Origin of the sequence: Nocardia sp. NPDC056541 (assembly GCF_042794235.1) — a bacterium.
Taxonomy (GTDB): domain Bacteria; phylum Actinomycetota; class Actinomycetes; order Mycobacteriales; family Mycobacteriaceae; genus Nocardia.
In genome coordinates, this window is record NZ_JBHTUD010000005.1 from 370,301 (window position 1) to 385,020 (window position 14,720).

A 14,720-nucleotide genomic window follows, 5' to 3' on the forward strand; every position below is an offset into this window, starting at 1 on the left:
GACATTCCCTGTCCGCTACCGGTGACAGTGTGGAATTCGTCGCCCCCCGGCGGCGCACACCACTCGAAGGGACACTGATCAGACATGACGGTCAATACTGTTGCCCACCTGAATTTCCACGGCCAGGCCCGTGCGGCCCTGGAGTTCTACCAGTCGGTATTCGGTGGCCGGCTGACCCTCGCCACCTACGCCGACTTCGGCATGCCGACCGAACTGCCCGACGCCGCCAAGGTGGTGTTCGGTCAGGTCATTGCCGACAACGGATTCCGGGTCATGGCCTACGACGTGCCCGGCCACGACTCCCCTGCCGCTGCGGCCGCGCCCACCACCCGCCGCGACAACGGCACCACCATCACCGAGGAGCGGTTCTTCCTTTCGGTGCGCGGCGAGACCGTCGAGGAGGTCGGCGCGCTGTGGGAACGCCTCGCCGAGGGCGCGACGGTGATCGAGGCATTCGGCCCAGCTCAGTGGGCGCCCGCCTTCGGGATGCTGAGCGATCGCTTCGACGTCACCTGGATTCTCGACGTGGCAGCCGAGTACGTCCCGGCTTGAGCCGTGGTTCGGGGTGCACAGTGATCGGTCAGCGAGGGTCCGCGGTGGGATGGGCGGCGAGCAGTGACTCCAGGTGCGTGCGCGCCCAGCCACACAGTTCGTGCACGGTCGTGAGCAGGTCGATCCCGGCCGCGGTGAGCGAATAGTCGACGCGGGGGTTGGCGGAGTGGTGGTCGTAGCGGGCGACGATTCCGTCAGCTTACAACCCACGTAGCGTCTGGGTGAGCATCTTGTAGCTGATGCCGTCGACCGACCGATGCAACTCGGCGAAACGTCGCTCGCGCGTTCCGATCGCTTCGATGACCGCCAATGCCCACTTCGTCGACAGCGTCGCGAAGATTCGGCGAGCGACAGCGGCCGCCTGCGCTTGCCGCACGGATTCATCGTCGACGGCCATGTGGAGCCTCTCACCTCGAAGTGCGTACTTACCTGCGACAAACATCGACCGTACCGTCGTGGCGGTGAAGATCCTCAAGACCTACGCCCGACTCTTTGTCACCGACCTCGAACAAGCGCTTCCCGTCTACGAAAAGCTCGTCGGAACCCCGGCGGATCTGCGCTTCCGCTTCGAACGAGCCGACATCGCGGCAGTCGGGGACTTCCTTCTCATCGCCGGGCCGCAAGACGCGGTCAGCGCATACCGCGACACCATCGGACCGGTGATCGTGGACGACCTCGACGCGGCGAGGCAGTTCGTCACCGACATCGGCGGCGAAATCACCGGCGGACCAATTGTCTCGGCGACAGGTCGGGTGGTGTACGCGCGCCACCCGGACGGCACGAACGTCGAATACGTGCAGTGGGCAGCCGGCATCCGCTCGCACGTGCTCGACTGACAGCGGCGGGCCGCTCGACTCCAACTCAGAATCCTGTCGCTACGACAAGTTCTCCGGCGGAAATTCTCCGGAGGATGCAGTGACAGGGGCCGCTCGCCGCATCGATACTTGCTTCGACCCGGGTCGCGGGATGGCACCGGCGCCGCCCCCTCCATGCCCGGGGTCGCGGCGGTACTGATGGCCGTCGCGATGAAGTCGGCGCCGGAGTGCACGTGCGGGGCCCGCGATGAGATGAGGGACGGTGCGAGTACTCGCGCGGACAGCTGTTGGTCGACCGAAGACCGTGATCGCGGTGATCACGCTGTTGCTCGTTCTCGCGGGTGCGGGTGGCGTCTCGCTGCAGCAGCGATTGTCCGGCGGCGGGTTCTGGAACGCGGACGCCGAATCCGCGCGCGCCGCGCGGATCTTGGCGGACGAGTACACCACAGGAACACCGAATGTCATTGTGCTGGTCGATGTTCCGGCCGCAGGAGGAACCGTCGATACACCCGCGGTCGCCGCCACCGGTCTACGGCTGACCACCGAGCTGGCCGCGGTATCCGGTGTGCGTTCGGTGAGCTCGTACTGGTCCACCGGATCACCAGAGTTCCTTCGCACTACCGATCGCGGCAAGGCACTGGTCGCCGTGGATGTTCCCGGTGACGAGATCGTGGTGGACACCGTGGTGTCCCGGCTGATCGACAGCTACCGGGATCGAGACTACGGCGAGCTCCACCTGCGGCTGGGTGGCGCCGCGGTGAGCTATCACGATGTCACCGAACAACTGTCGCATGACATGAAAGTCAGTGAGGCGGTGACGATTCCGATCCTGCTGGTGCTGTTGGTGCTGATCTTCGGCAGTCTGATCGCCGCGGGGCTGCCGCTGGTACTCGGTGTGGTGTCGATCATCGGCACCTTCGGAATCCTGCGTCTGCTCACCGAGATCACCCAGGTTTCCAGCTATGCGCTGAACCTGACCACGGTGCTCGGACTCGGTCTCGGCATCGACTACAGCCTGTTCCTGGTCAGCCGATTCAGAGAAGAGCGCCACGGTGGTCGCGACGTACCGACCGCGGTGCGGGTGACCGTGCTGACCGCCGGGCGCACGGTACTGTTCTCGGCCGCCACGATCGTCGTCGCGATGCTGGCGATGCTGCTGTTCCCGATGCCGTTCCTGCGTTCACTGGCCGCGGCCTGTCTGTCGGTGACGCTGTTGGCCGCGCTCGCGACCGTGACCTTGCTGCCTGCCCTGCTCATGTTGTTCGGGCACCGCATCGACTCACTCGACCTGCGTCGAGGCCTACGGCGGCTGCGCGGGCGAGCCGACCCAGCACCCATGCTGCCGGAAAACGGTTTCTGGTATCGCACCGCACGGCGAGTCACCGCGCGCCCCTGGGTATTCGGTGGTGCCGCGCTGCTGGTGGTGGTCTTGCTCGGCGTCCCGTTCGCCGGGTTGCGATTGGGACTGACCGACGACCGAGCATTGCCGGTGACGGTGGAGAGCCGTCAGGTCGGTGACGTGCTGCGCGCCGAATTCCCGGCGACCTCGGCGGGCCGATTCGATGTGGTCGTCGACGGGCAGATCAGCGCGGACGAACTGGCCGAGCTGACACAACGAATACAGCACCTCTCGCATGTGCGGCTGATCCGTGGCCAGTCCGGGCCCGAGGGCGCACATCTGACGGTGATCCCCGACGTCGACCCGTATTCGCCGGCAGCCGAAACCCTGCTCGATGACATCCGGCGGACCGATTCGCCCGCGCCACTGCTGGTCGGCGGCGCCACGGCCGAGAACACCGATACCAAATCCGGATTGGCAGGGCGCCTGCCGCTGGTGGTCGCACTCATCGTGGTCGCGATGCTGGTGTTGCTGTTCGCGTTCACCGGCAGCGTGGTGATCCCGTTGAAGGCGGTGCTGCTCAACACGTTGAGCTTGTCGGCGACCTTCGGTGCGATGGTCTACATCTTCCAGGACGGGCATCTGAAATGGCTGGTCGGCGATTTCACCGAGATCGGCTATCTGGCCGCGCCCGTACCGGTGCTCGTCTTCTGCTTGGCCTTCGGATTGTCGATGGACTACGAGGTGTTCCTGCTGTCACGGATCGCCGAGGAGTACCGGACGCGCGGTGTGACAGCCGACGCGGTCGCGTACGGACTGGAGCGCACCGGCCGCATCGTCACCGCGGCCGCCGCGCTGTTGGCGATTGTCTGTGTGGGGCTGGCCTTTTCACAGGTCGCGTTCACCAAGCTGATGGGCGTGGGCTTGACGCTGGCGGTGCTGATGGACGCGACCGTCGTCCGGGGCGTGTTGGTACCTGCCTTCATGCGCCTGCTGGGCGCCGCGAACTGGTGGGCACCGCCGTTCCTGCGAAGAGTCCATCGTCACATCGCCGTGCGTGAGAACTGACCGATCGCCTGCGCGGCGGTTTGGCTCCCGGTGCAATTCTTCGGCTCCGTATTCGTCTCACAGGACCAAATATCCGGACAATCCGGCGTTCCGCCGGTCCATTTCCGCGCTAAGTGACTTCCGTTACCGCACAACAACATTGGCTATCGACCAACCCGAATGACACAGTGAAACGAGCGCCGTTTGGGCGCACGGACCACTCGTGAATCGCCCGATCAGCCGGGCGAAGACCGCCACCGGACGGAATTCGGATCGCTGCAGCGCCGCGCGATCGAGCACATTTCAGCTCTTCACCTCAGGGGTATATCCATGTCCGTTTCCATGCGCCATCCATTGACTGCCTATCAGCGCGACATCTGGACGATCGTGGAACATTTTCCCGGTCTGCCCAGCTACCTCTCCAACGTGGTCGGCCGCTTCTCCCTCGCCGTCGACGTCGACGTGATGGTCGCCGCGATCGAGCGGACCTGGGCGCGCAACGACGGCCTGCGGCTGCGGTACCGCGTCCTCGACGGTGTTCCCTACCAGGAGCTCTCGTCCGACCCGATGCCGGAGGTCCAGGTCATCGACGTCGGTGCTGCCCCCGATCCACATGCCGAGGCGCAGCGCCGGATCGAGGTGCTCACCGGTTCGGCGATCGACCTCACCGGGGCGGTGCCCTTCCGGGCGCACATCATCCGCGTCGGCGCGGAGGCCACCTACCTGGTCTTGACCACCCACCACGTCGCCGCCGACGCGACCGGGCTGTTCCATATCGGCGCTCAGATCCTCACCGACTACGCCACGACGATGACCGGGAATCCGATCGAGCTACCGGGATCGTCGTTTCTGGGATGCCTGCCGTTCGAACGTGATTATCGGGCAAGCGATCAGTACCTGCTCGACCGCGACGCTCTGGTCGCCGCGCTGACCACCAGCACCCCCGCACTGTTCGACCGGCCCCGCGCCACCGAGGGGCTGGCACCGGTCACGGCGTACGAGTTCACGCTGGATCGCTTGCTGGTCAACCGGATTCGCGAATCAGGGCTGTCGCTGTACCCGTATTTCTGTGCGATGCTCGGCCTCTACCTGTCGCGTGTCCTGCGCACCGACGAGGTCGCCATCGGCATCCCGTTCGGTAATCGCGCCAACCCCACCGAGCAGGCCACCATCGGTCACTTCGCCAACACGCTGCCACTGTCCATCCGGACAGCGGGCCCTCGCACCGTGCGCGAATTGGTGTCCGCGGTGAAAGCCGATGTGCGCCGCATGAAGCAGCACGAGCGCTATCCGCTCGGCGATCTCATGGGTGAGCTGCGCCGCCTCGGCAACCCGGCGAGACAGCTGTTCGACGTGACGGTCGCCTACCCGCGCCTGCCCTCGGCCGCGGGCTTGATCGACGGACTCGAGGAAGTGCAGCAACCCTCCCAGGGGTACAGCCCGCTGGCGATGGCCTGGACGATCTCGGAGATCGATGACAACGGGCCGCTGCTGATCCGCCTCGATCACGCCGCCGACATCTTCGATGCCGACTACCCGATCGAGTCCGTCGCCGAGCATCTGATCGCGTTGCTGCACGCCGGGATCGACGCTGTCGACACCGATCCGGCGCTGCTGCCGATGTTGTCGGCGGCCGAGCACGACCTGCTGGTCGACCGTGCTCGCGCGACGGCGCGCCCCTACGAGGACCAGACCACCGTCATCGCCCGCATCATGGCTCAGGCCGAGCGCACGCCGGACGCGGTCGCGGTCCACACCGCGACCGACGACTCGATCACCTACCGCGAGCTCGCCGGCCGTGCCGCCGCCCTGTCCGGTGTGCTCCGCGATTCCGGGGTCGAGGCCGGCGACCTGGTCGCGGTGCTGCTCGAACGCGGTCCGGACATGCTCGTCGCGATCCTGGGCGCTGTGCACGCCGGAGCCGCCTATGTCCCGATCGACCCCGGCTATCCTGCCGACCGCATCGCCTACCTGCTGGCCGACAGTGCCGCCAAGGTGGTGCTGACCGACACCGAGATGTCCGGCGGGCTCGTGCTGTCGCCAGAGAACTGGTCGACGGACACCCCGGCGCGGACTCCGGCCCCGACCGGCACCGACCCGGCCTACGTGATCTACACATCCGGCTCCACCGGTCGTCCCAAAGGTGTGGTGGTCGAGCATCATTCGGTGCTCAACCGGATCGGCTGGATGCAGCGGCAGTATCCGCTGGGCCCCACCGATGTGATCCTGCAGAAGACGCCGTCCTCGTTCGACGTGTCGGTGTGGGAGCTGTTCTGGTGGGCGCTCGAGGGTGCCCAGGTGGCGCTGCTGCGGCCGGGCGGTGAGAAGGATCCCCGTGAACTGCTCGCCGCCGTCGCCGACTTCGGTGTCACGGTCATGCATTTCGTGCCGTCGATGCTGACGCCCTTCCTGGATCTGCTCGAGTCCGACCCGACCGCGGTGGACGAGGCCGCCGGTCTGCGGACGGTGTTCTGCAGTGGTGAGGCGCTGCTCCCCCATCAGGTCAACCGGTGGAATCAGACTTTCGCCGGGCTCGGTGCCCGCGCGCCACGCCTGGTCAACCTGTACGGCCCGACCGAGGCCACCGTGGACGTGTCCTATCACGACTGCCCGGTCGACCCGGCCCGGACGGTGACCCGGGTACCGATCGGCCGACCGATCGACAACACCCGCCTGTATGTGCTCGGCCCGTCCGACCAGCCTCAACCGGTCGGCGTCGCGGGCGAATTGTGCATTGCCGGAGCCGGTCTGGCGCGCGGCTACCGCGATCGCCCGGAATTGACGGCGGAGAAATTCGTCGCCGACCCATTCCACCTGGGCGAGCGGATGTATCGCACCGGCGATCTGGCTCGCCGCCTCGCCGACGGTGAACTGGAGTACCTGGGACGCATCGACCGGCAGGTGAAGATCCGGGGCAACCGGGTCGAGCTGGGCGAGGTCGAGAACGCACTGGCCGCACTGCCCGGCATCACCGCCGCCACGGTCATCGACCGGGCTGCCCCCGACCGCGCCACCTATCTGGCCGCCTACTGCGTGGCGGCATCCGCACCGGAGCCCGCAGCACTGCGTGCTGCCTTGTCGAAGACATTGCCGGAGTTCATGATTCCGTCGCTGTTCGTTCGCGTCGACGCGATCCCGCTGACCCCGAGCGGCAAGGCCGACCGCGCCGCGCTCGCGGCGATCACCGCCGAGAACTCGACCGTCGAGCACACCGCACCCCGCACACCGGTCGAGGAACAGTTGGCGCTCATCTGGCGCGAGGTGCTCGACCGCGAGTCGGTATCGGTGTTCGACAATTTCTACGACCTCGGTGGCGACTCGATTCTGCTGCTGCGTGTGCGAGCCAGGGCCGAGGCCAGGGGGCTGGTGATCAGCGCTCGTGACATCGCCGAATGCCCCACCATCGCCGAACTGGCCGAGCGGGCGGGCACCGGTGCTGTCGCCGCGACCGCCCTCGCCCCGTTCGAACTGGTGGCCGGGATCGACCGAGCCCGCCTACGGCATGTGGTGGACGCGTACCCGTTGACCAGGTTGCAGCTGGGCATGCTGTTCCACAGCCGCGAACGTGCCGAATCTTCGCTCTACCACGATGTCTTCCGGTATTCGCTGCGGATGCCGTGGGACGAGGCAGCACTGCGTGCCGCGACGTCGCGATCGGTCGCCCGGCATCCGATGCTGCGCACCTCCTTCGAGCTCGCCGGCTACTCCGAGCCGCTGCAACTCGTGCACGCCCACCTCGATCCCCCGTTGACGATCGTCGACCTGCGCGCGACCGAAGCCGACCAGGCCGAGGCATTGATTCGTGACCATATCGAGCAACGACGCCTGCGCCGGTACGTCTTCGACCAGCCGGGCCTGTTCGATCTCACGGCGTACCGGCTCGCCGACCGGATCGAGCTGGTGCTGGCGTTCCACCACGCCATCCTCGACGGCTGGAGTGTGGCGACGCTGATCTCGGAGCTGCTGGCGGACTATCGGGGCGCGGGCGAGTTCCCCGCCGAGCTTCCGTCCTTCGCCGAATATGTTCGTGCCGAGCGCGATTCGCTCGACGATCCGGCCGATCGGGAGTACTGGGCACGGGAGTTGGACGGTGCGGAGACGATCGGTGTCCCCGGACTGCGCCCCCATGTTCCCGTGGATGCGACACCGACCGCGGGTCCGGCGCAGGCGCGTGTTTCGGTACCGGTTGCGGTCGGCGCCGACTTGCTGGCACGCGCCGACGAAGTGGCCGCCGCCGCGCATATCCCGGTCAAGGCAGTCCTGCTGGCCGCACACCTGTGCACCGTCGGCCTGTTGTCCGGTCGCACGGATGTGACCACCGGCGTCGTCACCCATGGGCGGCCCGAGCGCATCGATGCCGAGCGCATGGCCGGACTGTTCCTGAACACGATGCCACTGCGGTTGAACTTCAGCGGCCGCAGTGGGCGTGAGGTGCTCACCGGTGTCTTCGAGCGCGAGCGCAACAGCGCACAGCACAAGCGGTTCCCGCTCACCGACATCCAGCGCGAAGTAGGCGTGGTCGTCGACACCGCGTTCAACTATGTGCACTTCCATGCCGCGGGCGCGGCCATGGACGCGCTGGACGTGACTTTGCTCGGCATCGACATTCGCGAGGACACCAACTTCGCGCTGCTGGTGAACGTGATCCGCAACCCGCTCGACGGAACGCTGGCACTGCGCGTCGACGGCGATCCCGCGACCTACACCCGTGACCAGCTGATCGGCATCGGTGAAACCTACCTGCGGGTCCTCGACCTGCTCACCGGCGATCCCTCGGCCACGGTGGACTTCGGCTCGCTGGCTCCCTCCCCGGAGACGCTGGTCGCCGCACCTGCCTCTGGCACGGTGATCGACCTCTTCGATGCCCGCGCGGCCCGCACACCCGATGCGGTTGCCGTCGAATTCGGCAGTCGGGCAATGACATACGCGAAGTTGCTCACCCTATCCAATCGAGTCGCGGCAACACTGGTGGCGCGCGGGGCACGCCGGGGCGACCGCATCGCGGTGGCCGTGGACCGATCACCCGAGCAGATCGCGACAGTTCTGGGAATCGCCAAGGCGGGCGCGGCCTGCGTGCCGCTCGATGTCAGCTATCCGACCTCGCGCCTGCACGCGATGCTGGACCAGGCACAGCCGTTCGCGGTGATCACCGGCGCCGATCACGAGACTCTGGTGCCACCCCGGTATTCGCGACTCACCCTCGACGAACTGCTCGCTCCCGGAAGTATTGCCGAACTGCCGGCGAGCGATCCCGAGGCCACCGCGTACGTGTTGTTCACTTCCGGCTCCACCGGGACGCCGAAGGGTGTGGCCATGCCGCATCGCGCGCTCGCCAACCTGATCCGCTGGCAGCTCTCGGCCACCAGCGGAGTTCTCCCCGGTGCCGAACGGGCCCCGGCGACCACGCAATTCGCCCCCTTGTCGTTCGATGTGTCATTCCAGGAGATCTATTCGACGCTGTGCGGTGGGGGTCGCCTCATCGTGCTGAGCGAGGAGCAGCGCCGCGATCTACCTGCCCTGGCCCGCGTACTCACCAGCACCGGCACCGAACGGATCTTCCTGCCCTATGTGGCCTTGCAGCAACTGGCCGAGGCCGCGATCCGGCTCGGCACGGCACCGACCGGGCTGCGGGTGATCATCTCCTCCGGCGAGCAACTCCGCGTCACCGACGAGATCCGGGCGCTGTGCGCGGCAGGGACCGAAGTGCTGCTGGAGAACCAGTACGGCCCCACCGAAACCCATGTCGCCACCCGATACACGATGACCGGCGACCCGGCGCTGTTCCCGGTGCTGCCACCGATCGGCACCGCCATCGACGGCGTGGAGATCCTCGTCCTCGACGACCGGCTGCGCCCGGTTCCCGACCACGTGCCCGGCGAGATCTACCTCGGCGGCGCCGCCCTCGCCGACGGCTACGAGCACCGGCCCGATCTCACCGAGGCCGCCTTCGTCCCGCACCCGTTCGCACCGCCGCGCCGGCTGTACCGGACCGGCGACATCGGTCGCCGGCTGCCCGGCGGCGAGGTGATCAGTGACGGCCGCCGCGGTGGGCAGGTCAAGATCCGCGGTCACCGGGTGGAACCGATGGAAGTCGAGCTGGCGCTGCACCGCGTCACCGCGGAGCTACCCGGCGTCAGCGAAGTCGCCGTGGTGGCGCACACCACCGTCGCAGGGGCCTCCAGCGCCCACACCGTACTGGTGGCGTTCCTGGTCGGCTCCCGTGCCGGTGCCGACGAGGCGGAGATCGCCGCCGCACTGCGGGAATGGTTGCCGGACTACATGATTCCCAGTCGGCTGGTCTGGCTCGACGCGATGCCACTGACTCCGAGCGGCAAGCGGGCCGACGCGGTCCTGGCCGCAATGGCACTGCCCGCCGCCACCTCGGCGGGCCGGGTTCGCCCGCGCACGCCCGCGGAATCAGGGCTGGCGGCACTGATGGCCGAAGCACTCGGCCTGCCCGAAATCGGCGTGCACGACGACTTCTTCGCTCTCGGCGGTACTTCCCTGACCGCGATGCGCCTGATCGTGTCCATCGAACAGCGCTACGGGGTGTCGCTGCCGGTCTCCACCCTGGCTACCGGCCCCACAGTCGCCGCCCTGGCCGCGCAGCTCAACGAACGTGCCGAGGCGGGTGTCGATCCGCTGGTGCTCCTGCGACCGGGTACCGGGACACCGCTGTTCCTCGTGCACCCGATCGGCGGAAATGTGCTCTGCTACATCGAATTGAGCAAACACCTACCCGATGGGCTGCCGCTGTACGGCCTGCAGGCCGCGGGTCTCGAGACGGGCAGCAGCCCGGCCGAATCCATCGCGGAGATGGCGAGCAACTACATCGCGGCACTGCGCCGCGTCCAACCGGCGGGGCCCTATCATCTGGGCGGCTGGTCACTGGGCGGGATGGTCGCCTTCGAAATGGCGCGCCAACTGTCCGAGGCCGGTCACGAGGTGGGCACCCTGGCGCTGATCGACACCATGACGGTGCGCCACGGCGACGGCATGCCGGTGCCCGAACACGCGCTCTACGAGTTCTTCCTGTGGGAACTGCTGTGGCTGGCGCGCGGCGCCGACACCGCGGTGATCGAGATCCCGCAGGAGCTCGACACCGACGATGCCGTCTTCGACTTCATCCTCGCCACCGCCGTCGAAGCGGGCGTGCTGCCGCCGACCGGATCCCGTGCGCTGGTCCGGCGGTTGTTCGAGGTGTTCGTGGCGGGGTGGCGCGCGATCGACGCCTACCGGCCGCAGGCCTATGACGGCGACATCACCCTGTTGCGCGCCGCGCTGCCGCTGCCGCAGGTGCTTCGTCCCGCCCATGATCGGGCGGGCACACTGCACCGAGACCCGACCAACGGCTGGGCTGCCTACGCGGCAGGACATCTCGAGGTCGTCGAGGTACCCGGTGACCATCTGACGTTGATCCAGTCCCCGCACGTCGCCGAGGTGGCCGCCCGACTGGCTCGATTGCTCGAACAAGCGGCAGCGACCGCATCATGACTCTGACGAATCCCGCGACACAGCAAGGAAATCCAGTGAACTCACCCGTGAAGTCGGCACTAGTGGTCGGCGCAGGCATCGGCGGTCTCACCGCCGCCGCGGCCCTGCGCCGGGCCGGAATCGATGTCGTGCTGTGCGAGCGCGGCCCGGAACTGCGCGCGGCCGGATTCGGTCTGTCGGTGCAGTCGAACGCGATGAACGCCCTGCGCACCCTCGATCTCGGCATCGACGAGGAACTGCTCCGAGCGGGCGCACAGGCGCGATCGTTCACCTTTCGCCGGCCCGGCGGTTCGGACATGCGACGCATCGACGTGTCCGGCATCGACGCCGAATTGGGCGCTCCCGCGGTCGCACTCGCCCGCAAAGACCTCCACGACGTGCTGCTGGCAGCCTGCGGCGACGACCTGCGGGTAGAGCTCGGCGCCGAGGCGGTCGCGTTCACCGAGACCGCCGACGCGGTGCAGGTCGAGTTCACCGACGGCCGCACCCTGAGCGCCGATGTGCTGATCGGCGCGGACGGAATCAACTCCGCGATCCGCGCCCAGCTGCACGGCGCCGAGGCTCCGCGGCCGGGCAAGTTCGTGTGCTGGCTGGCGCTGGTGCCGTTCGCGCACCCAGCGATCGAGCCCGGCGCCTCGATCCACTACTGGGGCAGGGGCATGCGCTTCGGCATCCACGACATCGGACACGGCAATGTCTACTGGTGGGCCACCCTGACCACCACCGCCGAGCAGGCCGCGGACTGGCCGCACGGCAAAGACGATCTGCTCGCCAGATTCACGGGTTGGGCGCCCGAGATCACCGAGATCATCACCGCCACACCGGAGTCGGACATTCTCGCACTGCCCGCTCAGGACCGCCCGCCGCTGACCGCGTGGGGCAGCGGCCGGGTGACCCTGCTCGGCGACGCCGCCCACCCGATGCTGCCCAGTCTGGGGCAGGGCGCGAACTCGGCGATCGAGGACGCGGTGGTGCTCGCGCACGCGCTGGCCACCCACGACGACGCTGCGGCCGGACTGCGGGTCTACGAACAGCGGCGGATTCCGCGCACCACGATGCTCGTCGACGGATCCCGCAAGCTGGGCCGCCTCGAACAGACCCGCAATCGTGCGCTGATCGTCGTTCGCGACGGCTTCATCGTCAAGAGCGCCGAAGCGAAACTGCAGGCCAGTCTCGCCGAACCGATGACGTGGCCCGGGCTGGGCGACCTCGAGCCGGTCGCCGCGCTGCCGCGGCCGTTGTCCACGCTGGAACGCTGGCACTGGACCGTGGATCAGGTGGCGCCGCTGCACATCGTCTCGCGAGTGCGCGTCACCGGCGACCTCGACGCCGATACGGTCCGTGCCGGTCTGGCCGCGCTGACTCGGCGGCATCCGATGCTGCATGCCGAAGTGCGCAGCGATGACGGCCGCAATCCACGCTTCGTCCCGGTCGCGATTCAGTCGATTCCGTTGCGCGAGGTGATATCCGAGGACTGGGTCGCCGAGGTCGACGCCGAATTGCGGACGCGATTCGAAGCAGAGGCACCGCTGCTGCGCGCCACCTTGATCACCGTCGGACCGGACGTCCACGACCTCGTGCTGACCTCCACCTACACCATCGCCGACGCGGTGACCGTGCTGTCGTTCGCCCGGCAGGTGCTCGAGCTCGCCGCCGAAACCGGCGGCTGGGTTGCCGAAGTGCCCGCGCCACCCGCGCCGGAAGCGTTGTTCCCCCGGCCTTTCCAAGGCTGGCGAGGCAAGCGCAAGGCCATCGCCCGGCTGGCGGCCGACGGGGTGCGCGATCTGCGGGTCAAGCCGGTGCGAGTCAGCGCAGGCACCGAAGTTGCGCCCACGCAGCGTTTCACCAAGCTGACGCGGCGAGTGGTGGACGGGACCCAGTACCAGGCACTCCTCGACGGCTGCGCCACACGCGACGTACCACTGTCGGGTCTGGTCGCCGCCGCACTCGCGCGCGCCGCCGGAAACGACGCCGGTGCACCGCGAGCCCATTTCCCGGTCGGTGTCTCGGTGCTGTTCCGCGAGCAGCTCGAGCGACCGCTCGACGCCACCCACACCGGCGCTTACCAGGCGATGATCGCCCTTCCCACACCGGCGGGACAACCGCTGTGGCAGACGGCCACCGACTTCGCCACCGACTTCGCGAGTCGTATCGAACAGCGCCAGCACCTGGCCAACCTGGGTGGAATCGGATTCATGCTGCCCAAGACACCGGCGCAACCGGACAAAGTGGTCGGCCTGCTGGACGCCCGCGGGCCGGGCAATCTGTGCCTGACCTTCGTCGACACTCGCGACTTCCCTGCCCGTATCGGCAACTGGGAGGTCTCCGGCGCCGAAGTCGTCTCCGGGATGTCGATCAGCGGTCTGATGATGCTGACCGTCGGTCACGGCACCGACGCGTTGTCGCTGAATCTCGGCTACATCGACGGACTCCTGTCGCCCGAACGCGCCGACGCGTTGATCGACACCGTCGTCGACGCTCTGCTCAGCGTGGTTCCCGCACCGGAAGTCGCTGCTGCGCACTGAGTTCCGCCCCCGACCGACCACCACGGCACTTCGGTATCGATCTCGACATCGAAGTGCCGTGGTCGTTCGGATCGACGCGCCGGCACCTAGATCGCCGGAACGCGGTCCCGCGAGATCCACGCGATGAGTTCGTTCTCCACCTCGTCGCGATTGATCTCGTTGAGGATTTCGTGGCGGGCGTTCGGGTACACGCGGTAGGTGATGTCGCTGAGCCCCGCGTCGCGGTAACGCCGCACCTGCAGATCACTCAGTCGCGCACCGTCATTGAGCGGGTCACTGCCGCCGACCATGACATACAGCGGCAGGTCTGTCCGGATGCCGCGGGGCCGGGCGAGCCGTTCGTTGCCCAGCCTCGCCAGCGATGCCATATTCACCGCATCGATCTCGAATCCGCACCACGGGTGGGCCAGGTAGGCGTCGACCTGGGCCTCGTCGCGGCTGAGCCAGTCGGCGGGCGTGCGGGTCGGCTGGAACTCCCGGTTGAACAGGGCGAGCAGGTCGCCGTCGGCGGCGGCGATCTCGACGAACAGTTCATCCACCGCGGTGGTACCGCACAGGACCGCGGCATCGACCAGCGCATCGTGATCGAGCAGGTACTGCTGGACCGCGAACGAGCCGAGGCTGTGCCCGAACAACACCACGCGCCGATCGGAATGGAGCTCGCGCAGGATCGTGGTGAGCGCCGCCATGTCCTCGACGAGCAGATTCCAGCCGTTGTCGCCGAGGTCACCGGGTGCACCGGCCATGCTGTGTCCGTGTCCGCGATGGTCGGCTGCGTAGACGGCGTAGCCGAGCGCCACGAGACGTTCGGCGAGATGGCTGTAGCGCGCGGCATGTTCTCCCATGCCGTGCGCGATCTGGACCACGCCGGTGACGTCGTCGCCGGCGGGCAGCCAGGACCTGACGTGGATGGTGGTGCCGTCACTGCTGGGGTAGCTGAACATGGAT

Annotated in this window: 6 protein-coding genes and 1 pseudogene; 5 read left to right on the plus strand and 2 right to left on the minus strand. The window is 67.7% G+C overall.

Features of this window, described 5'->3' with window-relative positions; genetic code table 11:
* Nucleotides 1-84 precede the first annotated feature (84 nt).
* Nucleotides 85-552: a VOC family protein gene (locus tag ACFQ9R_RS11700; protein WP_378990393.1), complete on the plus strand. Its 468-nt coding sequence runs from the start codon at nt 85-87 to the stop codon at nt 550-552.
* A 28-nt stretch (nt 553-580) separates the two neighbouring features.
* On the opposite strand, the pseudogene ACFQ9R_RS11705 reads toward ACFQ9R_RS11700, so the two are convergent.
* Nucleotides 581-949: pseudogene (locus ACFQ9R_RS11705) on the minus strand (winged helix-turn-helix transcriptional regulator).
* Between ACFQ9R_RS11705 and ACFQ9R_RS11710 the strand changes: the two are divergent.
* The 4 genes from ACFQ9R_RS11710 to ACFQ9R_RS11725 all read left to right on the plus strand — a co-directional run bounded on the left by ACFQ9R_RS11710 (nt 852) and on the right by ACFQ9R_RS11725 (nt 13,772).
* Nucleotides 852-1,388: a VOC family protein gene (locus ACFQ9R_RS11710; protein ID WP_378990434.1), complete on the plus strand. Its 537-nt coding sequence runs from the start codon at nt 852-854 to the stop codon at nt 1,386-1,388. The pseudogene ACFQ9R_RS11705 and the gene ACFQ9R_RS11710 overlap by 98 nt on opposite strands.
* Nucleotides 1,389-1,680: 292 nt before the next feature.
* Nucleotides 1,681-3,774: an MMPL family transporter gene (locus ACFQ9R_RS11715; protein ID WP_378990394.1), complete on the plus strand. Its 2,094-nt coding sequence runs from the start codon at nt 1,681-1,683 to the stop codon at nt 3,772-3,774.
* A gap of 309 nt (nt 3,775-4,083) precedes the next feature.
* A complete protein-coding gene (locus ACFQ9R_RS11720; RefSeq protein ID WP_378990395.1) occupies nt 4,084-11,247 on the plus strand; it encodes an amino acid adenylation domain-containing protein in 7,164 nt (2,387 codons plus the stop codon).
* Between the two features lie 35 nt (nt 11,248-11,282).
* Nucleotides 11,283-13,772: an FAD-dependent monooxygenase gene (locus ACFQ9R_RS11725; RefSeq protein WP_378990396.1), complete on the plus strand. Its 2,490-nt coding sequence runs from the start codon at nt 11,283-11,285 to the stop codon at nt 13,770-13,772.
* A gap of 86 nt (nt 13,773-13,858) precedes the next feature.
* Here the strand turns inward: ACFQ9R_RS11725 and ACFQ9R_RS11730 are convergent, their stop codons facing one another.
* A complete protein-coding gene (locus ACFQ9R_RS11730; protein WP_378990398.1) occupies nt 13,859-14,716 on the minus strand; it encodes an alpha/beta fold hydrolase in 858 nt (285 codons plus the stop codon).
* Between the last annotated feature and the right edge of the window lie 4 nt (nt 14,717-14,720).

What these genes read in the sequence shown, in the direction of transcription:
- ACFQ9R_RS11700 (WP_378990393.1), top strand. Translation starts at nt 85, where the DNA reads ATGACGGTCAATACTGTTGCCCACCTGAATTTCCACGGCCAGGCCCGT.
- ACFQ9R_RS11710 (WP_378990434.1), top strand. Translation starts at nt 852, where the DNA reads ATGACCGCCAATGCCCACTTCGTCGACAGCGTCGCGAAGATTCGGCGA.
- ACFQ9R_RS11720 (WP_378990395.1), top strand. Translation starts at nt 4,084, where the DNA reads ATGTCCGTTTCCATGCGCCATCCATTGACTGCCTATCAGCGCGACATC.
- ACFQ9R_RS11730 (WP_378990398.1), bottom strand. Translation starts at nt 14,716, where the DNA reads ATGTTCAGCTACCCCAGCAGTGACGGCACCACCATCCACGTCAGGTCC.